This is a genomic window from Amycolatopsis sp. lyj-23 (assembly GCF_046549135.1).
In the GTDB taxonomy this organism is placed as follows: Bacteria; Actinomycetota; Actinomycetes; order Mycobacteriales; family Pseudonocardiaceae; genus Amycolatopsis.
Map to the genome: position 1 here is coordinate 478,460 of NZ_JAJPWN010000001.1, position 25,497 is coordinate 503,956.

The following is a 25,497-nucleotide window of genomic DNA, read 5'->3' on the forward strand; positions in this document are numbered from 1 at the left end:
GTCCGGCTTGACGCCCCACGACTCGGCCAGCCGGAACAACGCCACCTCGACCGCGAACAACGCCGGCTGCGTGAACTCGGTCCGCTCCAGGCCGTCGCCGGACCACATCGCCTCGCGCAGCCCGCCGATATCCAAAGTGGATAGAATTTCCTCCAGGGCCGCCGCGAACACCGGGAACCGCTCGGCCAGCTCACGGCCCATCCCCGCCCGCTGCGCGCCCTGACCCGAGAACAACACCGCGACCTTGCCGCGGCTGAGGACCCCGGCGCTGACGTCCGGGTGCGCGCCCTCGGCCAGCCAGGTGCGCAACGCCTCGGCGCCGCTCTCGCGGTCCTCGGCCAGGACCACGGCGCGGTGTTCGAAAGCGGAGCGAGAGGAGACGAGGGACCAGCCGACGTCGACCGCGTCGGCGTCGAGGGTGGCCAGCCGGTCGGCCAGGACGGCGGCTTGGCCGCGCAGCGCCTCGGCGGTGCGGCCCGCGAGCAGCCACGGCACCCGCACCGGCTCGCGCGCGGGTGCGGGCGCGGGCTCCTCGACCGTTTCGGCCTGCTCGATGATGGTGTGGGCGTTGGTGCCGCTGATCCCGAACGACGACACCGCCGCCCGGCGCGGCCGATCCACCGCGGGCCAGTCGCGCGTCTCGGTCAGCAGGTTCACCGCGCCGGCGTTCCAGTCCACGTGGGAAGACGGCGCGTCGACGTGCAACGTGCGCGGCAGCACACCGTGCCGCATCGCCATGACCATCTTGATCACCCCGGCCACCCCGGCCGCGGCCTGGGTGTGGCCGATGTTCGACTTCAGCGAACCCAGCCACAGCGGCGTTTCCCGGCCCTGGCCGTAGGTCGCCAGCAGCGCCTGGGCCTCGATCGGGTCGCCCAGCGTGGTGCCGGTGCCGTGGCCTTCCACCACGTCGATGTCGTGAGTGGACAGACCGGCCGACGCCAGCGCCTGGCGGATCACCCGCTGCTGCGAAGGACCGTTCGGTGCCGTCAGGCCGTTCGAAGCGCCGTCCTGGTTGATGGCGCTGCCGCGCACAACGGCCAGCACCTGGTGGCCGTTGCGGCGGGCGTCGGACAACCGTTCGAGCACCAGCACGCCGACGCCCTCGGCCCAGCCGACGCCGTCGGCGGACTCCGCGTAGGACTTGCAGCGGCCGTCCTCGGACAGGCCACGCTGGCGGGACATGTCGAGGAAGGTGCGCGGGGTGGACATCACGGTGACGCCGCCGGCCAGGGCCAGCGTGCACTCGTCGTTGCGCAGCGCCTGCGCCGCGATGTGCAGGGCGACCAGCGAAGACGAGCAGGCCGTGTCCACGCTGACCGAGGGCCCCTCCAGGCCCAGCGTGTAGGAGACGCGACCGGAGAGCACGCTGGGCGCGCTGCCGGTGCCTTGGTAGCCCTCGTATTCGCTGCCGCCGATGAGGCGGTTGTAGTCGTTGTACATGACGCCGGCGAACACGCCGGTGCGGCTGCCGCGCAGGGAAAGCGGGTCGATGCCGGCCCGCTCCAGCGCTTCCCACGACGTTTCCAGCAACTGACGTTGCTGAGAGTCGGTGGCCAGTGCCTCGCGCGGGGACATGCCGAAGAAGCCGGCGTCGAACTCGCCGGCCTCGTGCAGGAAGCCGCCGGACCGGGTGTAGGTCTTGCCGGGCTGTTCCGGGTCCGGGTCGTAGATGCCCTCGACGTCCCAGCCGCGGTTGGCCGGGAAGCCGGAGATGGCGTCGACGCCGTCGGCGACCAGCCGCCACAGGTCTTCGGGCGACCGCACCCCGCCGGGGTAGCGGCAGCCCATGCCGACGATCGCGATGGGCTCGCGGTCGCGGTTCTCCAGCTCCCGGACCCGCTGCTGCGCCTGCCGGAGGTCGACAGTCACGCGCCTCAGGTACTCGACAACCTTGTCCTGCTGCTCCTGCATCCTTCAACCCCAACCGTGCCGGCGAAAACCGTTCAGTCCTGTCCGGAACCGAAACCCTGGTCGATGATCGAGAACAGCTCGTCGACGGAGACGGTGCTGAGGTCGTCATCGGTCCGGCCTTCATTCTTGGCCGGTTGGGAGTAGGACAATTGCCGGACTCGTGCGGTCAGGCCTTCCAGCCGGTGCAGGATCCGCTCGCCGTCCCGGCCCTTCGCGGTCTTCGGGTCGAGCAGGGCTTCCAGCCGGTCGAGCTCGTCGACCAGGGACCCGGATGGGGCCTGGTTCATCGGCGCCAGCTTGCCCAGCAGGTACTCGGCCAGCAGCGACGTCGTCGGGTAGTCGAAGACCAGGGTGGCCGGCAGCTTGAGCCCGGTGGCGGCGGTGAGGCCGTTGCGCAGCTCGACGGCGGTCAGCGAGTCGAACCCGAGGTCCTTGAAGCTCTCCGTGGCGCCGACGGACCCGGCGTCGCCGTGCCCGAGCACCCGGGCGACTTGGGTGCGCACCGCGCCGAGCACCGTGTCCTGCTGTTCGTTCCGCGACAGGCCGGCCAGCCGGTCGCCCAGCGCGGCCACCGGCTGGGTGCTCCGGGCGGCGGCCCGGCGCTGCGGCCCGCGGACGAGCCCGCGCAGCAGCTCCGGCAGCTCGTCCCGGGCCCGCAGCGCGGCCGCGTCGAACCCGGTCGCCACGACCAGCGCGCGATCGGCGCCCCGGGCGGCGTCGAAGAGGGCCAGCCCGGTCGCGGCGGGCAGCGGCGGGAAGCCGGACCGCCGCATCCGCTCCAGGTCGGCGGCCGGCAGCGTGGCCGTCATGCCGCCGGTGGGCTCCCAGGACCCCCAGGCGATGGACTGCCCGGGCAGGCCCTGGGCGCGGCGGTGGGCGGCCAGCGCGTCGAGGAAGGCGTTGCCGGCCGCGTAGTTGCCCTGTCCGCGGCCGCCGAGCACGCCGGCCAGCGACGAGAAGGTGACGAACCCGGCCAGCGGCCGGTGCCGGGTGGCCTCGTGCAGGTGCCAGGCCGCGTCGGCCTTGGCCGCCAGCACGGGGTGCAGGCGGTCCGGGGTGAGCGAGGTGACCAGCCCGTCGTCCAGCACCCCGGCGGCGTGCACCACGGCGGTCAGGTCGCCACAGCGGGCGACGAGGTCGGCGGTGGCGGCGGGATCGGTGAGGTCGCAGGCGAGCACCTGGGTTTGCGTGCCGGTGGCGGCCAGTTCGGCGACGAGTGCGTCGATGCCCTCGGCCGCCGGTCCGCGGCGGGAGGTGAGCACCAGGTGCCGGAATCCCTGGGCGGCCAGGTGGCGGGCCAGCAGGCGGCCGAGACCGCCGGTCCCGCCGGTGATCAGCACGGGCCGGGTGGGGTCCCAGGGCTCGGTTTGTGCTGGGTCGGTTGACAGTGGCTGGGCGGGTTGTCCGGTCACCGCCGGATCGGCGGCGTGCTCGCCGAGGGAACCGCCCGCTGGCGCTGGCCGCTGCGCAGCTTGAGCCGCGGCCGCCAGGTCGGCGGAGGTCTCGCCGACGGATCCACCGGCCGGCACCGGGCGCCCGGCATCCCCGTTCGCTTGATCGGCGGCGGTCTCGCCGACGAACCCGCCGCGCGGCACCGAACGCTCAAGGTCTCCGGCACCGGCGTTTCCCAAGCCGGCGGCAGGAGTCTCGCCGTTGGATCCACCGGCCGGCACCGGCCGCCCGGCAGCCTCGGCATTCCCGGGCTCGGGAGCGCCGGTGGCCGCGCGGACGAAACGGCCGGCCAATACTTCACCGTCCCGGATCAACACCTCGCTGTCGTCGCCAACCACCGCCCGGGCCAGTGCGGCCGGGTCGAGGTCGCCGGTGTCGAGGTCCACCAAGCCGAAGCGGCCGGGGTTTTCCGACCGGGCGCTGCGCACCAGGCCCCACACCGGGGCCGCGGCCGGGCAGTCGGCGTGGGCACCGCGGGTCAGCACCACCAGCCGGGATGCGGACGCGGAGTCGGTCACCGCCAGCCACTCCCGGGCCAGTTCGAGCGCGTGGCCGGCGGCCGTGTGCGCGGCCCGCGGCAGCTCTCCCGTGGCGTCCACGCTCACCAGCACCACCCCGGGCGGGGCGCCCAGCGCGGCCAAGCCGGGTGCGGTGCGCACGTCGATGCCGCGGCCGCGCAGTGCGTCCGCGACCTGCCAGGGATCGGCTCCGGCCACGGCCACCTCGGTGACTTCGGCCGTGGCCGTCACCGGCGTCCAGTCGATGCCGAACAGGCCGTCGCGGGTGCTCGGCGTGGTCTCGGCCGGGATGGCCCGAAGCGCCAGCGCACCGACCGTGATCACCGGTGCTCCGGTGGCGTCGGCCGCGGTCAGCACCACGGAGTCGTCTTCGGCGCGGTGCAGCCGGACCCGCAGCGTGCCGGCGCCCTGCGCGGACAGCTCGACGTCGCGCCAGGCGAACGGCAATGCCGGGCCCGCATCCTGGTCGCGGTCTTCCGAACGCACGAAGCGGATGGCGTGCAGGGCGGCGTCCAGCAGCGCCGGGTGCAGGCCCAGGCCGCCCTGGTGGGCGTCCTCGGGCAGCTCGACTTCGGCGTACCAGTCGCCGTCGTCGCCCCGCCAGATCGCGCGCAAGCCCTGGAACACCGGGCCGTAGTGCAGGCCGAGGGCGGCCAAGTCCGCGTAGAACCCGGCGGTGTCGACCGCCACGGCGCCCGGGGGCGGCCAAGCGGTGAAGCCGTCGGCCGGCGATGCGGCCGCCGGAGCCAGCGTTCCGGTGGCGTGCCGGGTCCACTCGCCGCCGTCCGGACGGGCGTGGATGTCCAGGGCGCGCAGGCCCGCCGCGTCCGGCTCGGCCACCCAGACCTGGACGTCCACGGCGCCCTGCTCGGGGATGACCAGCGGGGCCAGCAGGGTCAGGTCTTCGATCCGGCCGCAGCCGGCCTCGTCGCCGGCGCGGATCGCCAGCTCGACGAATCCGGTGCCGGGGAACAGGATCCGCTCGCCGACGACGTGATCGGCCAGCCACGGGTGGGTCCGCACGGACAGCCGTCCGGTCAGGGCCACGTCCGCACCGCCCGCGCGGGCGGTCACGGCGGTGAGCAGCGGGTGCCGGGTGCCGTCCGCACCGGCCACGCCCGGGGTGGGCCAGAAGCGCCGGTGGCGGAAGGCGTAGGTGGGCAGGTCGACCCGCCGCGGTTCGAGCGGGGCGAAGAAGGCGTCCCAATCGACGGCGACCCCGCGCACGTGCACCGCGCCCAACGCCCGGAGGAGGCACTCGTCCTCCGGTTTGTCCTTGCGCAGGGCCGCGATCCCGGTCACGTCGGCCAGTGCGGCCACGTGGGTGGTCAGCGTCGCGTCCGGCCCCAGCTCCAGGAAGGTGCGGATTCCGTTGGCGTGCAACGTCTCCAGTGTGTCGGCGAACCGCACGGTGTCGCGGACGTGCCGGACCCAGTAGCCGGTGCCGAACTCGGTCACCAGGTCACCGGTCACGTTCGAAACCACCGGAATTTCTGGCGCGTGGAACGTGATGCCGTCCAGGGCCCGGGCGAACTCGTCCAGCATCGGTTCCATCAGGCTGGAGTGGAAGGCGTGCGACACCGCCAACCGCTTGGCCCGGTCCGCCTTGATCCTGCTGATCGCTTCTTCCGTGCCGGACAGCACGACCGCGTGCGGACCGTTGACCGCCGCGATCGACACCTCGGTCCACTGCCGCGCTTCCTCCTCGGTGGCCTGGACCGCCAGCATCGCTCCACCCGAAGGCAGGGCCTGCATCAACCGGCCACGCGCCTCGACGAGCACACACGCGTCCGCCAGCGACAACACACCGGCCACGTGCGCCGCCGTGATTTCCCCGACGCTGTGCCCGGCCACGAAATCAGGCTTGATGCCCCAGGACTCGACCAGCCGGAACAACGCCGTCTCGACCGCGAACAACGCCGGCTGCGTGAACCGGGTCTGGTCCAGCCCCTCGCCGGACCACATAACCTCCCGCAGCCCCTCGATCCCCAGCTGTTCCAGCACCTCGTCCAGCGCTGCGGCGAACACCGGGTACCGGGCATACAGCTCCCGGCCCATCCCCGCCCGCTGCGCGCCTTGACCGGAGAACAGGATCGCCAAGCGGCCGTCCCCGGTGCCGGTCTCGCTCAGCTCGCGCAGAGCGGCGAGGCCGGATGCCCGGTCCGCGGCCAGCACCACGGCCCGGTGGTCGAGCGCGGCCCGGGTGGTGGCCAGCGACCAGCCGATGTCCACGGTGCTGCCGTCGGGGAGGTGGTCGGCCAGTTGCGCGGCCTGCGCCGGGAGCGCGTCGGCGGTCTTGGCCGAAAGTACCCACGGCACCAGCACGTCCCGTGCTTCCCGCTCAGCCGCTGCGACCGGCTCGGGGGCCTCGATGATGGTGTGCGCGTTGGTGCCACTGATCCCGAACGACGACACGCCGAACCGGCGCGGCCGGTCGGTTTCCGGCCACGGCGTCGGTTCGGTCAGCACCTCAACGGCACCGGCGGACCAATCGACCTGCGTCGACGGCTCATCCACGTGCAAGCTCGGCGGCAGCACACCGTGCCGCATCGCCATCACCATCTTGATGATCCCGGCGACACCAGCCGCCGCCTGGGTGTGGCCGATGTTCGACTTCACCGAACCCAGCCACAACGGCGTCTCGCGCTCCTGGCCGTACGTCGCCAGCAGGGCGTGCGCTTCGATCGGGTCACCGAGCTTCGTGCCGGTGCCGTGCCCCTCGACCGCGTCGACGTCCTGAGTGGACAAACCCGCCGACGCCAACGCCTGGCGGATCACCCGCTGCTGCGAAGGACCATTCGGTGCCGTCAACCCGTTCGACGCACCGTCCTGGTTCACCGCCGAACCCCGGACGAGCGCCAGGACCTCGTGCCCGTGGCGCCGGGCGTCGGAAAGGCGCTCCAGCACCAGCACGCCGACACCCTCGGACCAGCCCGTGCCATCAGCGCTGTCCGCGTACGCCTTGCAGCGACCGTCCGGAGCGAGACCGCCTTGGCGGGTGAACTTCACGAACCCGTTGGCCGAGGCCATCACCGTCACGCCGCCGGCCAACGCCAGCGAACACTCCCCCGCCCGCAACGCCTGACCCGCCCAGTGCAAGGCCACCAGCGACGACGAACACGCCGTGTCGACACTCACCGCCGGACCTTCCAGCCCCAGCAGGTACGACACCCGCCCGGACAGCACACTGGCCGAAACCCCGGTCAGGGAGTGCCCGGCCAGGTCTTCCTCGGCCCCGTCGACCACCGAGCCGTAGCTCTGGCCGTTGGTGCCGACGAACACGCCGGTGGCGCTGCCGCGCAGCCCGGCCGGGTCGATCCCGGCCCGTTCCAGCGCTTCCCACGACACCTCGAGCAGTTGACGTTGTTGCGGATCCATCGCCAGCGCTTCGCGGGGTGAAACCCCGAAGAAGGCGTTGTCGAACCCGGCCGCGTCGGCCAGGAAGCCGCCGTACTGCGTGTCGCTGCGGCGGGGGCCGTCGCCGGCCAGCGCGGCCAGGTCCCAGCCACGGTCCGCCGGGAAGGGCCGCACGGCGTCCTCGCCGCCGATCACCAGCCGCCACAGGTCCTCCGGGGAGGCCACCCCGGCCGGGAACCGGCAGGCCATGCCGACGATCGCGATCGGGTCGCCGGACACGTCCCGGGTTTCCACCACGGGTGCCTCCGGGCGGCTCTCGCCCAGCAGCGTGGTCAGCAGGAACCCGGTCAGCACGTCGGGGGTCGGGTAGTCGTAGACGAGCGACACCGGCAGCGACAGCCCGGTGATCGTGCCCAGCCGGTTGCGCAGCTCCACCGACATCAGCGAGTCGAAGCCGAGTTCGCGGAACTCCCGCCCGGCCGGCACCTCCGTGGCCGACGAGTGGCCGAGCACCTCGGCGACGACCGTGCGGACGTCGTTCAGCACCCGGTTCCGGGCCTGGGCGCGGGTCAGCTCGGCGAGTTCGGCGGCGAAGCCCCCGGCGGCCGGCTGGAGCGCGGTGGCGGCGGCGCGGCGGGCCGGGACCAGCTCGTGCCACAGCGGGGCCAGGCCGGTGCGGGCCCGCAGCGCGGTGTGGTCCGGACGCAGGGCCAGCAGCAGGGCGTCCGGCGCGGACACCGCCGCGTCGAAGAGAGCCAGGCCGTCCGCCAGGCTGAGCGGCGGCAGGCCGTCGCGGCGCATCCGCGTGAGGTCGGCCGGGCGCAGCCGGGAGGCCATGCCCACCTCGGGTGACCAGGCGCCCCAGGCGACGGACACCGCGGGCCGCCCTTGGCCGTGGCGGTGCAGCGCCAGGCCGTCGAGGAACGTGTTGGCGGCGGCGTAGTTGCCCTGCCCGGCGGACCCCAGGGTGCCGGCGATCGAGGAGAACAGCACGAACCCGGCCAGGTCGTGGTCCAACGTGGCGTGGTGCAGGTTCCACGCGGCGTCGGCCTTGGCCCGCAGCACGTCGTGGATTCGTTGCGGGGTCAGGGAATCGATGACGCCGTCGTCCAGTACTCCGGCTGCGTTGATTACCGCCGTCAACGGCGGCTCGATGTTTTCGACCAGCTCCCGGACCGCCTCGGCGTCGGCCACATCGCAGGCCCGGACCTCGGCCCGGCAGCCCAGCCCGGCCAGTTCCGCGACCAGTTCGTCGACGCCGTCGGCGGCCGGACCCGATCGGCTGACCAACGCGAGATGTCCGAAGCCCTGCTCGGCCAGGTGCCGGGCCAGCACCCGGCCGACCCCGCCGGTGCCGCCGGTGATCAAGACCGTGCCGTCCCGATCCCAGCCGGACTCCGCCCGCGGCAAGCGAACCGGCCGCAGCCGGGCCGCACGCACGTCACCCGCACCGACCCGCAGCTGCGGCTCGTCCGACCCCAGCGCGGCGGCCAGGTCGGCCGGACCGGCGGTGGTGTCGAGGTCGATCAGGCGGATGCGGCCGGGGTTTTCCGACTGCGCCGAGCGCAGCAGGCCCCAGACGGCGGCCGCGGCCAGGTCCGTGCCGGACCAGACGCCACGGGTCAGCACGACCAGCTCCACCCCGCGGCAGCGAGGTTCGGCCAGCCACTCCTGGACCAGCGCCAGCGCGCGAACCGTGGCCTGGTGGGCGGAGCCGTCGCCGTCCAGCGCGGCCAGCACCCGCTGTTCGTCCCCGGCCAGCGCGGCCGGGGTCTCGATCGAGCCGAGGCCCTCGGCCAGGCCGAACGGGTCGGTGCCCAGAAGGACGGTCCGGCCGGCGGGTCCCGCGGGGGCCGTGACGGGCAGCCACTCCACCCGGTACAGGGTCTCGGCGGTCACGTCGCGAGTGGCCGGCTCCCCGAAGCGGATCCGCTCGGCGGTCAGCACCGGCTCACCGGCCGGGTCGACCGCGGTGAGGGACGCGGTTCCGTCGGCCACGATCAGCCGGACGCGCAGCGCGGTGGCACGGGACGCCCGCAGGCTTACGCCGGTCCAGGAGCGCGGGACCCCGGTTACGCCGGCCTCGGCCAGCACCGCGGGCGAAAGCACGGCCTCCAGGAGGGCTGGGTGCAGACCGTAGCCGCCGGGCTCGGCGACTTCGGCCGCGAGGAACAGTTCCGTGCCCCGCCGCCAGGCTCCGGTCAGGCCGGGCAGGTCGAGCAGTTCGGCTTCTTCCGGCGGCCACGTCATCGCGGCGGTCGGGGTGGGGAGGCGCGCCTCGGTGGATCCGGTGGCGTGCTCGGTCCACGACACGTCCGGCGCGGCGGCCTCGCCCGGCGCCGCTGCCACCGCGGCGGCCGGGGCGGTGCCGCCTGCCTCGAGGAACCCAGTGGCGCCCTCGGCCCGCAACGCGCCCGGCACCTCCGCCTCGTCCGGCGCCCCTGCCAGCGCGGCCGGGGCGCGCCCGCCCGCCTCGAGGGCTTCTCCTAGCGCCCCTGCCAACGCCGCGGCAGGGCCACCAGCCCCACCGGCCTCAAGGAACCCGGTGGCGTGCTCGGTCCACGGCACATCCAGTACTTCAGCCGGACGCGAGTGCACGGTGACAACGCGGCGGCCGCCGTCGTTCGCGCCCACCCGGACCTGCACCGCGAGCGCGTCCCGACCCGGCAGTACCAGCGGCGCACCGAGGTCCAGCTCGGCCAGCCGCCCGCAGCCGACTTCGTCGCCGGCCCGGATCACCAGGTCGAGCAGGGCCGCGCCGGGTACCACGCCGTCCGGCGGCCACGGGTGGGTGCGCGCCGACAACCGGCCGGTGAGCAGCACGCCGGCCCCCGCCGGGAGCACCACCGCGGCCGCGGCCAGCGGGTGCCCGGTCGCCTGCTGGCCCAGGCCGGACGCGTCACCTGTGCCGGTGACCGGGTCCGGCCAGAACCGGCGGTGCCGGAACGGGTAGGTGGGCAGGTCGACGACCTTCGGCTTCAGCGGCGCGTAGAACGCCGCCCAGTCGACCGGCACGCCCCGCACGTGCAGCGCGGCCAGCGCGTGCACCAGGCACTCCTCCTCGCCGCGGTCGCGGCGCAGGGCCGGGATCGCGGCCACGCCGTCGCGGGCGGCCACGTGCGTGGTGAGCGTCGCGTCCGGCCCGAGTTCGAGGACCGTGCCGACACCGCTTTCGTGCAACGCAGACACGGTGTCGGCGAACCGGACGGTCTCCCGCACGTGCCGCACCCAGTAACCGATGTCGGCCAGCTCGTCCCCAGCAAGGCCGGCGACGACCGGAATCCGCAGGGTGTGGAAGGCGATGCCGTCCAAGGCGTGCGCGAATTGCGCGAGCATCGGTTCCATCAACGGCGAATGGAAGGCGTGCGAGACGGCCAGCCGGGTCCGGCGGTGGCCCTCGGCCTGCCGTTCGATCGCGGCGATGACGTCCTCGGCGCCGGCCAGCACCACCGCGGTGGGGCCGTTGACCGCGGCCAGCGAAGCTCGATCCTCGTGGCCGGCGAGCCACCGGCGGGCCTGCTCTTCGGTGGCCTGCACCGCGAGCATCGCGCCGCCCGCCGGCAGCGTCTGCATGAGCCGGCCGCGCGCGGCGACCAGCGCGCAGGCGTCCGGCAGGGAAAAGAGCCCGGCCACGTACGCGGCGGTGATCTCGCCGATGCTGTGCCCGGCCACGAAATCGGGCCGGACGCCCCACGACTCGACCAGCCGGAACAACGCGACCTCGACGGCGAACAGGGCGGGCTGGGTGTAGCGGGTCTGGTCCAGGTCCGTGCCGGACCACATCACCTCGCGCAAGTCTCCCAGGCTCTGCTCGGCCAGCTCGGCGAGCACCTCGTCGAGGGCACGGGCGAACTCCGGGAAGCGGGCGTGCAGTTCCCGGCCCATCCCGGCGCGCTGCGCGCCCTGGCCGGAGAACACCACGGCCAGCCGGCCGTCGTGCCGCTCGCCCCGGGCCAGCGGGCGGCCCGCCTGCAGCGACCGGTGGTCGGCGTAGGCGGCCCGGTGGTCGAAGCCGGTCCGGGCGGTCAACAGGGACCACGTCACGTCCACCGGGTCGGCCTCGGCCGCGAGCCCGGCCAAGGCGGCGGCCTGGGCCTGCAGCGCCTCGGGCGACTTGGCCGACAGCACCCAGGGCACCACGACGTCGGGCCGGGACACCGGCGGCTCGGCCACCGGTTCCGGCTGCTCGAGGATGACGTGGGCGTTGGTGCCGCTGATCCCGAACGAGGAGACACCGGCCCGGCGCGGGCGGCCGGATTCGGGCCAGCCGACGTTCTCGGTGAGCACGCTGACCGCGCCCGCGGTCCAGTCGACGTGGCCGGAGGGCCGTCCGACGTGCAGCGTCTTCGGCAGGACGCCGTGGTGCATGGCCAGCACCATCTTCATCACCCCGGCGACACCCGCCGCGGCCTGTGTGTGCCCGATGTTGGACTTGACGGAACCGAGCAGGAGCGGGGTTTCCCGGTCCTGGCCGTAGGTGGCCAGCAGCGCCTGGGCCTCGATCGGGTCACCCAGCTTCGTGCCGGTGCCGTGCCCCTCCACGGCGTCCACATCGGACGGAGCCAGCCGGGCGGCGGCCAGTGCCTGCCGGATCACCCGCTGCTGCGCGGGGCCGCTCGGCGCGGTCAGGCCGTTGGACGCGCCGTCGGAGTTGACCGCGCTGCCGCGCAGCAGGGCCAGAACCCGGTGCCCGTGGCGGCGGGCGTCCGACAGCCGCTCCACGACCAGCACGCCGACGCCTTCGGCCCAGCCGGTGCCGTCCGCGCCGTCGGCGTAGGCCTTGCACCGGCCGTCCTCGGCCAGGCCGCCCTGCTTGGAGAACTCCACGAACAGCGTGGGACCGGCCATGATGGTCGCGCCACCGGCCAGCGCGAGCGAACATTCGCCGGAGCGCAGCGCCTGCGCCGCCAGGTGCAGGGCCACCAGCGACGATGAACAAGCCGTGTCCACCGTGAGCGCCGGGCCCTCCACGCCGAGCGTGTAGGCCACGCGGCCGGACAGGACGCTGGGGATCGTGCCGGTCATCCGCAGCCCCCGGGTGTCCGGGTGGCCGGTCAGCATGCCCGGGTAGTCGCTGCTGGACGCGCCGAGGAAGATCCCGGCCCGGCCGCCGCGCAGGCCGGCCGGGTCGATCCCGGAGCGCTCCAGCGCCTCCCAGGAGGTTTCCAGCACCAGCCGCTGCTTCGGGTCCATCGCCAGCGCCTCGCGCGGGGCGATGCCGAAGAACTCGGCGTCGAACCCGCCGGCGTCGCGCAGGAAGCTGCCGAACCGCGTGGCGCTGCGGCCGGGGGCGTCCGGGTCGTCGGCGCACAGCGCGTCGAGGTCCCAGCCGCGGTCCTCGGGGAACGGCGTGATGGTGTCCCGGCCGCCGGCCACGACCTCCCACAGCCGTTCCGGCGTGTCGATCCCGTCCGGGAAGCGGCAGGCCATGCCGACGATCGCGATCGGGTCGTCGTCCGGCGCGGCGGAAACGACCGCGGCCGGGGCCGGGGCGGGGGCGGGGGCGGGGGCCGGGGCGACCTGGTCGAGCAGGTGCCCGGCGAGCTGCTCCGGCGTGGGGTGGTCGAACACGAGGGTGGCCGACAGCCGCAGGCCGGTGGCCTGGCCGAGCCGGTTGCGCAGCTCGACCGCGGTCAGCGAGTCGAAGCCCAGCTCGCGGAACTCCCGGTCCGGGCGGATGACTCCGGCGTCCGCGTGCCCGAGCACCAGCGCGGCCTGCGCCCGGACCAGGGCCAGGGCGTCCTGACGGCGCTGGGTGTCGCTCCGGCCGGCCAGTTCGGCGGCCCAGCCGCCCCGCTCGGTGGCGGCGGCCTCGCCCGGCCCGGCGCGGCGCAACGCCACGCGCTTCGGACCGGCCAGCCCGCGCAGCAGGTGTGGCAGCGCGTCACGGGCGGCCAGCTGCCGGGGATCTACGTCGACGGCGACCACGAGCGGTTCGACCGCACCGACGGCCCGGTCGAACAGGGCCAGCCCGTCTTCGGCACGCAGCGGCGGCAGGCCCTTGCGGCGCATCCGGCTCATGTCCTGTTCGGACAGGGTCGCGGTCATCCCGCCCGCCGGTTCCCAGGCGCCCCAGGCGATCGACACGCCGGGCAGGCCCAGTGACCGGCGGTAGGCCAGCAGGCCGTCCAGGAAGGTGTTGCCCGCCGCGTAGTTGCCCTGCCCGGCGGACCCGAAGATCCCGGCGACGGAGGAGAACGCCACGAACCCGCCGACCGGCCGGTGGCGGGTGGCCTCGTGCAGGTACCAGGCGCTGTCGGCCTTGGCCGCCAGCACCCGGCCGAGCCGGTCGGCGGTGAGCGATTCGACCAGCCCGTCGTCCAGCACCCCGGCGGCGTGCACGATGCCGGACAGCGCCGGGTACGCGGTGACCAGGCCGGTGGTCGCGACCGGATCGGTCAGGTCGCAGGTCCGCAAGTCCACCCGGGCGCCCGCGGCGGCCAGCTCGGTGACCAGCTCGTCGATGCCCTCGGCGCGGGCGCCGCGGCGCGAGCTGAGCACCAGGTGCCGGAAGCCCTGCCCGGCCAGGTGCCGGGCCAGCAGGCGGCCGAGACCGCCGGTGCCGCCGGTGATCAGCACCGGCAGGGCGCGGTCCCAGGCCCGCGGCATGGTCAACACGAGTTTGCCGACGTGCTTGGCCTGGCTCATCATCCGCATCGCGTCGGCGGCCCGGCGGACGTCGAACGCGCGGGCCGGCAGGGCGCGGAGGGTGCCGTCGGCGACCAGCTCGGTCAGTAGGCGCAGCAGTTCGCGGGTCCGGTCCGGGCCGGCTTCGGCGATGTCGAAGGCCCGGTAGCCGGGGATGTCGGTGCGCGGGTCGGTCTTGCCCATCTCGGCGAACCGGCCACCCTCGGCCAGCAGCCGCACCGAGGCGTCCAGGAACTCACCCGCCAGCGAGTTCAGCACCACGTCCATGCCGTGGCCGCCCGACACCGCGCGGAAGTCCTCCTCGAAGTCCAGGGCGCGGGAGGACGCGATGTGGTCCGCGGCGACGCCGAGTTCGCGCAGCACCGGCCACTTCGGCTCGCTAGCCGTGGCGAACACCTCCGCGCCCAGCCACTGCGCGACCTGGATCGCGGCCATGCCGACCCCGCCGGCGCCGGCGTGGATCAGCACCCGGTCACCGGGCCGGACCGCGGCCACGTCGATCAGGCCGTAGAGCGCGGTGAGGAACGCGACCGGCGCCCCGGCGGCCTCCTCGTCCGACCACCGGTCCGGCACGGCGGTCAGGTACCGCTCGTCCACGACGGCGGCCGGGCCGAAGCCGCCGGTGACCCGGCCCATCACCCGGTCACCGACGCGCAGGTCGGCGGTGTCCGGGCCGGTCGCGGTGACCACGCCCATCGCCTCGGCACCCAGCAGCGGCACTTCGCCCGGGTACATGCCCAGCGTGTTGAGCACGTCCCGGAAGTTCAGCCCGGCCGCACGGACCTCGATCCGCACCTCGCGCCCGCGCGGTTCCGGCAGCTCGCACGGCACCAGGCCCAGGCCGTCCAGGCTGCCCTGCTCGACCATGGCCAGCCGCCACGTCGTGGCGCCGTCCGGCACGGCGAGGCCGGTGTCGGCGGCGACGAGGGTGCCGGTCAGCACCCGGCCGTCGCGGACGAGCACCTCGGGCTCGCCGCCGGCCAGCGCCCCGGCCAGCAGGGCCCCGTCGGCCTCGGCGGCCGGGTCCAGGTCCAGCAGCGCGAAGCGGTCCGGGTTTTCGGTGAGCGCGGCCCGCACGAGCCCCCACACCGGGGCGGCGACCACGCCGTTCACCTCCGACGGCGACTGGGCTCCGCGGGTCACGAAGACCAGCCGGGACCGGGCGAACGCGGCCTCGGCCAGCCACTGCTGGACCAGCCCGAGCACGACGGTGGTGACCGCGTGGGTGGCGGCGGGCACGCCGACGACGTCGTCCGGCACGCTGAGCGGGGCCAGCACCAGGCCGGGCGCGGGCACGGCGGCACCGTCGCGGGTGATCAGGTCCGGCAGTTCGGCGACCTGCCGGACCGGCACGTCGACGCGGTCGAGGGCGTCCCGCACGCCGAAGGAGTCCGCGCCGACCAGGGCGACCTCGGGCAGCCGGGCGTCGACCGGTCCGGCCGGGGTCCAGCGGATCGTGTGCAGCGCACCGCGGCGACGGGCCGGCGAAGCGCCGGAGACCACGCGGTCGCGCAGGGAGTCGATGGTGATGACCGGGCGGCCCGTGCCGTCCACGGCGGTGATGGCCATCGCGTCGCCGCCGAGGTCGGTCAGCCGGACCCGCAGCCGGGTCGCGCCGGCCGCGTGCACGGTCACGCCCTGCCACGCGAACGGCAGCCGCTGCTCGTCCCCGACCGGGCGGGCCACCAGCAGCGTGTGCAGCACGGCGTCCAGCAGGGCCGGGTGCAGGTCGAACCGGGCCGCGGCGGCCACCGCCTGCTCCGGCAGCTCGACCTCGGTGAAGTACTCGCTGCCGCGGCGCCACACCGCGATCAGGCCCTGGAAGACCGGGCCGTAGCCGTAGCCGGAGGCGGCGAAGCCGCGGTAGCAGCCGGTGACGTCGATCGGCTCCGCGCCCGGCGGCGGCCACGCGTCGAACCCGGTGACCGGCTCGGCGGGGGCCGCGGCGGTGAGTTCGCCGGTGGCGTGCCGGGTCCAGACGCCGCCCTCGGGGCGGGCGTGGACAGCCAGCGCGCCGTCGCCGTCGACCCGGACCTGGAGCTGCACGGCTTCCCGCTCGGGGATGACCAGCGGGACCAGCAGCGTCAGCTCTTCGATCCGGCCCAGGCCCGTCTCGATCCCGGCGCAGGTGGCCAGTTCGACGAACCCGGTGCCGGGGAACAGCACCTGCCCGCCGACGACGTGGTCGGCCAGCCAGGGGTGGGTGCGCAGCGACAGCCGTCCGGTGAGGACCAGGCCGGTGTCGTCGGCCATCGGCACCATGGCGCTGATCAGGGGGTGGCCGGTGGTCTCCAGGCCGTGCCCGGCGGCGTCGCCCGTGGCGCGCGGCGTGGGCCAGTACTGCTCGTGCTGGAAGGCGTAGGTGGGCAGGTCGGTCCGCCGCGGTTCGAGGGGGGCGAAGAAGGCGTCCCAGTCGACGGTGACGCCCTGCACGTGCACCGCGCCCAAGGCGCGGAGCAGGCATTCGGTCTCGGGTTTGTCCTTGCGCAGGGCCGGAATCCCGGTCACGTCGGCCAGTGCGGCCACGTGCGTGGTCAGCGTGGCGTCCGGGCCGAGCTCCAGGAACGTCCGGACCCCTTCGCGGTGGAGGGTGGTCAGGCCGTCGGCGAAGCGCACGGTGTCCCGGACGTGCCGGACCCAGTATTCGACGCCGCCCGGCTCGGTGCCCTCACCGGTCACAGTGGACACCAGCGGGATCGTGGGTTCGTTGAAGGTCAAGCCGTCCAGGGCGCGCGCGAAGTCCGCCAGCATCGGTTCCATGAGGCCGGAGTGGAAGGCGTGGCTGACCGGCAACCGCTTGGCCCGCTCGGCCGTGATGGCGTCGATCGCCTCCGCGGGCCCCGACAACACCACGGCGTCCGGGCCGTTGACCGCCGCGATGGACAGGTTGGTGCCCTCGATCCACGCCAGGGCCTCGGCTTCGGTGGCACGCACCGCCAGCATCGCCCCACCCGGCGGCAGCTCCTGCATCAACCGGCCACGAGCCTCGACGAGCGCACACGCGTCCGCCAGCGACAACACACCCGAGACGTGCGCCGCCGTGATCTCCCCGACGCTGTGCCCGGCCACGAAATCAGGCTTGATGCCCCAGGACTCGACCAGCCGGAACAACGCCGTCTCGACCGCGAACAACGCCGGCTGCGTGTACCGGGTCTCATCGAGCCCGTCGCCGGACCACATCACCTCCCGCAGGCCTTCGACCGGGAGCTCGGCCAGCACTTCGTCCAAGGCGCGGGCGAACACCGGGTACCGGGCGTACAGCTCCCGCCCCATCCCCGCCCGCTGCGCGCCCTGACCGGAGAACAGGATCGCGAACTTGCCGTGCGTTCGTTCCCCCACTTCGCTCAGCCTGCGCAAGGCGGCGACGCCGGACTCGCGGTCCGCGGCCAAGACCACCGCCCGGTGGTCGAACGCCGTCCGGGTCGTGGCCAGCGACCAGCCGACATCGACCGCGTCGCCGTCGGGAAGCGCTTCGGCCAGCCGGAGGGCCTGCGCCCGCACCGCTTCGGGCGACTTGGCCGAGAGCACCCACGGCACCAGCACGTCCCGCTCGACCACTTCGGCCGGGGCGACCGGCTCCGGCGCCTCGATGATGGTGTGGGCGTTCGTGCCGCTGATCCCGAACGACGACACGCCGAACCGGCGCGGCCGATCGGTTTCCGGCCACGGCGTGGCTTCGGTCAGCACCCGCACCGCACCGGCGGACCAGTCCACCTGCGTCGAAGGGGCATCGACGTGCAAGCTCGGCGGCAAGATCCCGTGCTGCATCGCCTGCACCATCTTGATGATCCCGGCGACACCGGCCGCGGCCTGGGTGTGGCCGAGATTCGACTTCACCGAACCCAGCCACAACGGCGCTTCCCGGTCCTGGCCGTACGTCGCCAACAGGGCGTGCGCTTCGATCGGATCGCCGAGTTTCGTGCCGGTGCCGTGACCTTCCACCGCGTCGACGTCCTGAGTGGACAGAGCGGCCGACGCCAACGCCTGCCGGATCACCCGTTGCTGCGCCGGACCGTTCGGCGCCGTCAACCCATTGGACGCGCCGTCCTGGTTCACCGCACTGCCCCGCACCACCGCCAGCACCCGGTGGCCGTTGCGCTGCGCATCCGCCAGCCGCTCCAGCACCAGCACGCCGACACCCTCGGACCAGCCCGTGCCGTCCGCACCGTCGGCGTACGCCTTGCACCGGCCGTCCGCGGCGAGACCGCCTTGGCGGGTGAACTTCACGAACCCGTTCGGCGACGACATCACCGTCACCCCACCGGCGAGGGCCAAGGAGCACTCCCCCGCGCGCAGCGCCTGCCCCGCCCAGTGCAACGCCACCAGCGACGACGAACACGCCGTGTCGACGCTCACCGCCGGGCCTTCCAGCCCGAGGGTGTAGGCGACCCGGCCAGACATGACGCTGGCCGAAACCCCGGTGAGGGTGTGGCCGACTAGGTCTTCCTCGGCGCCCTCGACCACCGAGCCGTAACTTTGGCCGTTCGTCCCGACGAACACGCCGGTGGCGCTGCCGCGCAGCCCCGCCGGGTCGATCCCGGCCCGTTCCAGCGCTTCCCACGACACCTCGAGCAGCTGCCGCTGCTGCGGATCCATCGCCAGCGCCTCACGCGGCGAAACCCCGAAGAAGGCGCCATCGAACCCGGCGATGTCGGCGAGGAACCCGCCGCGCTGGGTGTCGCTGCGGCCGGGGCCGTCCCCGGCCAGCGCGGCCAGGTCCCAGCCACGATCGGCGGGGAAGTCCCCGATGCCGTCGCGGCCGGCCACGACCAGCTCCCACAGCTGCTCGGGCGAGGTCACGCCGGCCGGGAACCGGCAGGCCATCCCGACGATCGCGATCGGCTCACCGGACACGTCCCCGGCCTCGGCCACCGCGGTGCCGGCCCGCTCGCCGAGCAGCATGGCCGCCAGGTAGCCGGCCAGCACCTCGGGCGTCGGGTAGTCGTAGACGAGCGACACGGGCAGGGCCAGCTGCGTCGCCGCGGCCAGCTGGTTGCGCAGCTCCACCGACATCAGCGAGTCGAAGCCGAGTTCGCGGAATTCCCGCCCGGCCGAGACTTCCGCAGCCGACGCGTGCCCGAGCACCTCGGCGGCGACGGCGCAGACGGTGGTCAGCACCTGTTCGCGCACCTGGGCCCGGCTGAGCCCGGCGAAGGCGCCGGCGGCGGCGGTCGTGCCGGTGGCCGCGGTGGCCCGCCGGGCGCCCGCCAGCTCGTGCCAGAGCGGGGTGAGGTCGGTCCGGGCCCGCAGGGCGGCGTGGCCGAGGCGCAGCGGGACCAGCAGCGGGTCCTCGGCCGCGACCGCGATGTCGAACAACGTGAGGCCCAGCTCGACCGACAACGGCGGGAGGCCCTCGCGGTGCATGCGGGCGATGTCGACGTCGCGCAGCCGCGAAGCCATGCCCACCTCGGGCGACCAGGCGCCCCAGGCGACCGAAACCGCGGGCAGCCCAAGCCCCCGCCGGTGCAGCGCCAGGCCGTCAAGGAACGTGTTGGCGGCGGCGTAATTGCCTTGCCCGGCAACGCCGAGGCTGCCGGCGATCGAGGAGAACAGCACGAACCCGGCCAGGTCGTGGTCCAAAGTGGCCTGATGCAGGTTCCACGCGGCGTCGGCCTTGGCCCGCAGCACGTCGTGGATTCGCTGCGGGGTCAGGGAATCGATCACACCGTCGTCCAGCACCCCGGCCGCGTTCACCACCGCCGTCAACGGCGGCTCGATGTTTCCGACCAGCTCCCGCACCGCCTCGGCGTCGGCCACATCGCAGGCCCGGACATCGACCCGGCAACCCAGCCCGGCCAGCTCCGCGACCAGCTCGTCGACGCCGTCCGCCGCCGGACCCGACCGGCTGACCAACGCGAGGTGCCGGAAGCCCTGCCCGGCCAAGTGCCGGGCCAGCACCCGGCCCAGCCCGCCGGTGCCGCCGGTGATCAAGACCGTGCCGTCCCAGTCCCAGCCGGACTCCGCGCGCGGCAGCCGGACCGGCCGCAGCCGGGCCGCACGCACGTCACCTGCGCCGAGCCGCAGCTGCGGCTCGGCAGAACCGAGCGCGGCGGCCAGGTCGGCCGGACCCGCAGCGGGGTCCAGGTCGACCAGGCGGAACCGGCCCGGGTGTTCCGACTGCGCCACCCGCAGCAGGCCCCACACCGCCGACGCAGCCACGTCCGCACCGGACCACACACCACGGGTCACGACGGTCAGCGTGGCGCCGCCGAAGCGCGGCTCCGCCAGCCATTCCTGGGCCACGGCGAGCGCACGGCAGCTCAGGTCGTGCGCGGAGCCGCACTCGTCGCCCTCTCCGGAGAACGCAACCACCACGGGCGCCGAGCCGTCGGGGACCTCGGCGAGACCGGCCACCGAATGTCCGGTTTCGAGACCGAACGGGTCGGCGCCGACCAGGATCGGCGGCCGCGGGGACACTTCGGCCGACGTCGGCAGCCAGTCGATGCGGTAGAGGGTCCGGCGGTCGGCGCCGTCCGGCTGGACCGGCTCGGCGGCCAGCTCCAGTTCGGCGGTGAGGACGGGAGCGCCGTCCGGGTCGACGGCGACGAGGTCGGTACCGGCCAGCCGGACCCGCAGCACGGTGGCGCCGGTGGCGTGCAGGGTGGTGCGGCGCCAGCGGTGGGCGAACCCACCGGCGGACCCGCCCGAGGCCAGCGCGTGCAGTGCGCTGTCCAGGAGCGCAGGGTGCAGGCCCCAGCCGTCCGCGGCGGGGCCTTCGACCTCCGCGAAGACTTCCGAGCCGCGCTTCCAGACGCCGGGTCCGGCGGTGGACACGACGTCGGCGTCGGCGGGCGGCCACGCCAAAGCGGTGCCCGCGGCAGCGGTAGGCCGGACGAGGTGGCCGGTGGCGTGCTCGGTCCAGTCGTCCGCGCCGGTGCGCGAGCGCAGCACGAACCGGCGATCGCCGTCCCGCTCGGCGCCCACGTGCACCTGGATCTGCACCGCGTCCTGCTCGGGCAGCACCAGGGGCGAGCGCACGACCAGCTCGCCGAGCGCGCCGCAGCCCAGCTCGTCGCCGGCGCGGATCACCAGTTCGGGGAACCCGTTGGCCGGGAACGTGATCCGGCCGTCCAGCCGGTGCTCGGCCAGCCACGGGTGGGTGCGCACGGACAGCTGCCCGGTCAGCACCACGCCCGCGGCGTCCGGGAGGGCGACGGCGGCGCTGAGCACCGGGTGCCCGGTCGCCTGCTGGCCCAGGCCGGAGGCGTCCGAGACGACCGGCTTGGGCGTGGGCCAGTAGCGCTCGTGCTGGAAGGCGTACGTGGGCAACGGGACCGTGCGCGGGCGGTACGGCGCGAAGAAGGCCGCCCAGTCGATCCGGACGCCCCGCGCGTGCATCGCGCCCAGCGCCCGCAGCAGGCATTCCTCTTCGGGGTGGCCCTTGCGCAGGGCCGCGATCCCGGTCACGTCGGCGAGCCCGGCCACGTGCGCGGTCAACGTCGCATCCGGGCCGAGTTCGACGAACGTCCGCACCCCCTGGTCCCGCAACGTGGCCAGCCCGTCGGCGAACCGGACGGTCTCCCGCACGTGCCGGACCCAGTAATCGGCGTCGAACGCACGGACCAGCTCGCCGGTCAGGTTGGAGACCACCGGGATCCGCGGGAGGTGGAACTCCATCCCCTGAACGACTTCGGCGAACTCGGCCAGCATCGGGTCCATCAGGCCGGAGTGGAACGCGTGCGACACCGGCAGCCGCTTGGCCCGGCGGCCCTCCGCGAGCGCCATCACCGCCGCCTCCGGCCCGGCCAGCACCACCGCGTCCGGGCCGTTCACCGCGGCGATCGAGACGTCGGTGCCCTCGATCCACGCCCGCGCCTCGGCCTCGGTGGCCCGCACGGCCAGCATCGCGCCCCCGGCGGGCAGCGCCTGCATCAACCGGCCCCGAGCCGCCACCAGGCGGCACGCGTCAGCCAGCGACAGCACCCCGGCCACGTGCGCCGCCGAAATCTCACCGATACTGTGCCCAGCCACATAATCCGGCCTGACGCCCCACGACTCGGCCAGCCGGAACAACGCCACCTCAACCGCGAACAACGCCGGCTGCGTGTACTCCGTCCGCTCCAGGCCGTCGCCGGACCACATCGCCTCGCGTAGCCCGCTTATGTCCAAAGTGGATAGTATTTCCTCCAGGGCCGCCGCGAACACCGGGAACCGCTCGGCCAGCTCACGGCCCATCCCCGCCCGCTGGGCGCCCTGACCGGAGAACAACACCGCGACTTTGCCGCGGACGCGGACGCCGGTCGCGGCCGGGCGGCCGGCCCGCAGCGACTCGCGGTCGGTGAACACCGCGGCGTGGTCGAACGCCGTCCGGGAGGCCACCAGCGACCAGGCCACGTCCACCGGGTGCGGCTCGTGCACGTCGAGGTGCGCGGCGAGCGCGGCGGCCTGGTCCCGCAGCGCGTCCGGCGTCTTGGCCGACACCACGAACGGCACCGGCGCCTCGGGCGGTTCCGGCTGCGTTTCGGCCGGCTCGGGGGCTTCGAGGACGACGTGGGCGTTGGTGCCGCTGATCCCGAAGGAGGACACCCCCGCCCGGCGCGGCCGGCCGGTCGCGGGCCAGGCCGCCTGCTCGGTAAGCAGGCGGATGGCGCCCGCTTGCCAGTCCACCCGGGACGACGGCGTCCCGGCGTGCAGGGTCGGCGGCAGCACCCCGTGCCGCATCGCCAGCACCATCTTGATCACCCCGGCCACCCCGGCCGCGGCCTGGGCGTGCCCGATGTTGGACTTCAGCGAGCCCAGCCACAGCGGGGTTTCCCGGTCCTGGCCGTACGTCGCCAAGAGCGCCTGGGCCTCGATCGGGTCACCCAGTTTCGTGCCGGTGCCGTGCCCTTCGACCACGTCGACGTCCTGAGTGGACAGACCGGCCGAAGCCAGCGCCTGCCGGATCACTCGCTGCTGTGCCGGACCGTTCGGCGCGGTCAGGCCGTTCGACGCGCCGTCCTGGTTAACCGCACTGCCCCGGACCACCGCGAGCACCTCGTGACCGTGGCGCCGGGCGTCGGACAGCCGCTCGAGCACCAGCACGCCTACGCCTTCGGCCCAGCCGACACCGTCGGCGTCGTCGCCGTAGGACTTGCAGCGGCCGTCCGAGGACAGGCCGCCCTGGCGGGCGAACTCGGCGAACTTGTGCGGGGTGGCCATCACGGTCACCCCGCCGGCCAGCGCCAGGCCGCACTCCCCGTTGCGCAGGGCCTGCGCGGCGAGGTGCAGGGAAACCAGTGACGACGAGCAGGCGGTGTCCACGCTCACCGCGGGCCCCTCCAGGCCCAGGGTGTAGGACACCCGGCCGGACAGCACGCTGGCGGCCAGGCCGGTGCCGGTGTGGCCCTGGAGGTCCTCGGCGGCGTTGCCGGCGACGGTGGCGTAGCTCTGGCCGTTCGTCCCGACGAACACGCCAGTGGCGCTGCCGCGCAGCCCGGCCGGGTCGATGCCCGCCTGTTCCAGCGCTTCCCACGACACCTCGAGCAGCTGCCGCTGCTGCGGGTCCATGGCCAGCGCCTCCCGCGGCGCGATGCCGAAGAAGCCGGCGTCGAACCCGGCGGCGTCGGTGAGGAAACCGCCGCGGGCGTGCCCGCCGTCGAGCTGCCAGCCGCGGTCGGCCGGGAACTCCGTGGTGGCGTCGACCCCGCCGGCGACCAATTCCCAGAGGTCGTCCGGGGAGCGCACCCCGGCGGGCAGGCGGCAGGCCATGCCGACGATGGCGATCGGATCGTCGGAGAACGGCCGCGGCGCGGGCGTGGCCCGCTCGTCGCGCCCGGTGCCGAGGAGGGCGCCGGCGAGGAATTCGGCCAGTCCGGTGGGTGTCGGGTAGTCGAAGGCCAGGGACGCGGGCAGGGCGAGCCCGGTGGCGTCGGCCAGCCGGTCCCGCAGCCGCACCACGCGCAGCGAGTCGAAGCCGAGTTCGGCGAAGTCGCGGTCCGGGGCGAGGTCGTTTTCGGTACCGACGCCGTCGGCGGCCAGCAGCGCGGCCGCCTCACGGGCGACCAGCTCGATCAGGTGCGGCACCCGGTCGGCGGGAGGCAGTCCGGTCAGTGCACGGGCCAGTGGGTTGTCCGGGGCGACCGGGGTCTCGGCCGCCGCCGGGACCTCCGCCACCGAGGCCGCCGCGGCCTGGGCGGCCGGGGTCTCGGCCACCGCACCTGGCATCCCGGCCACCGCGCCCGGCATTTCGGCCACCGCCGACGGGCTCTCCGCCACCACGGCCGGGATCCCGGCCACCGCCGCCGGGGTCTCCGCCGGCGCGCCCGCCTTGACCGGGGTCTCGACCGCGGCGGGCGCGCCGACGGGGAGCGGGAGCCGGCGGGCGGGGCGGTCGGCGAAGAACGCGGCCCAGTCCGGGCCGGCCCCGTGCACGTGCAGCTCGGCCAGCGCGGTCACCAGCGCGCGCTCCTCGTCCTGCCCGGTGCGCAGCGCGGCCACCGCCACTCCGGACAGGGATTCGGCGACCTGGGCGGCGAGCACCGCGTCGGCGCTCAGCTCGAGCACCGCGGTCACGCCGAGCTCGCGCAGGGTGGCAACGGCGTCGGCGAAGCGGACCGTGCCGCGGGCCTGGCGCACCCAGTACTCCGGGCTGGTCCAGTCCTCCTCGGTCACCTGCACACCGGTCAGGGTGGACACCGCGGCGAGCCGCACGTCTCGGTAGGTCAGAGAGTCCGCGACTTCCCGCAGCCCGGCCAGTGCGGGCTCGACCAGCGGGGAGTGGAAGGCCCGGTTGACCACCAACCTGCGCGTGCGGTGACCCTGCTCCCGCAGCCGCTGCTGCGCCGACAGGACAGCCTCGGTCGCGCCGGAGAGCACCACCGAGCCCGGAGCGTTCACCGCGCCGACGCACAGCTCGTGCTCGTGCCCGGCCAGCAGCGGGCGCACCTGCTCTTCGGTGGCCGCCACGGCGACCATGGCGCCGCCGTCCGGCAGCTCTTCCATCAGCCGGCCGCGGTGGGCGGCCAGCCGGGCGGCGTCGGGCAGCGACCACACCCCGCCGACGTGGGCGGCGGCCAGCTCGCCGATCGAGTGCCCGGTCAGCACGTCCGGGCGCAGGCCCCAGGACGCCAGCAACCGGAACAGCGCCACCTGGAACGCGAACAGCGCGGGCTGGGTGTAGCGGGTGTGGTCGAGCAGCTCCGCCTCCGCGGCGCCGGGCTCGGCCCACACCACAGTCTTCAGTGGACGGTCGAGGTGCCGGTCGAGTTCCACGCAGGCCGCGTCGAAGGCCGCCGCGAACACCGGGAACCGGGCGTGCAGCTGCCGGCCCATGCCGAGCCGCTGCGCGCCCTGGCCGGAAAACACGAACGCCAGGCCGCCGTGCCCGGCTTCCCCGCGCACGGCGCCGTCGAGACCGGTCAGCCCGGCCAGCAGCTCCGCCCGGTCCGCGCCCACCACCGCGGCGCGGTACCGCAGACCGGCCGGGCCGGTGGCCGCGGAGAACGCGACGTCCCGCACGGCCGCCCCGGACTCCAGCACGGCCCGCCAGGCCGCGGCCTGCTGGGCCAGCGCGCCGGGCTCCGATGCGGACAGCAGCACCGGCAGGTACCCCGCCCGGCCACCACGGGCCGCCGGATCACCGCCGGCGGCCTGGTTCGCTGCTGCACTGCCCATCACTCGACCACCT

The 25,497-nt window shown here is 74.6% G+C and carries 2 protein-coding genes (1 of these 2 running past the window's edge); both read right to left on the reverse strand.

Features of this window, described 5'->3' with window-relative positions; translation table 11 throughout:
• Positions 1-1,872, reverse strand: the 5' end (the start) of a protein-coding gene (locus tag ACLJPY_RS02055; RefSeq protein WP_410586243.1) for a type I polyketide synthase. 25,182 nt of this gene lie to the left of the window's left edge; the window shows 1,872 of its 27,054 coding nt (coding positions 1-1,872); its start codon is at positions 1,870-1,872; its stop codon lies beyond the left edge, outside the window.
• A gap of 74 nt (positions 1,873-1,946) precedes the next feature.
• Complete coding sequence (locus ACLJPY_RS02060; RefSeq protein ID WP_410586244.1) at positions 1,947-25,484, reverse strand: SDR family NAD(P)-dependent oxidoreductase; 23,538 nt, start codon at positions 25,482-25,484, stop codon at positions 1,947-1,949.
• Positions 25,485-25,497 lie beyond the last annotated feature (13 nt).

What these genes read in the sequence shown, in the direction of transcription:
- ACLJPY_RS02060 (WP_410586244.1), bottom strand. Translation starts at nt 25,484, where the DNA reads ATGGGCAGTGCAGCAGCGAACCAGGCCGCCGGCGGTGATCCGGCGGCC.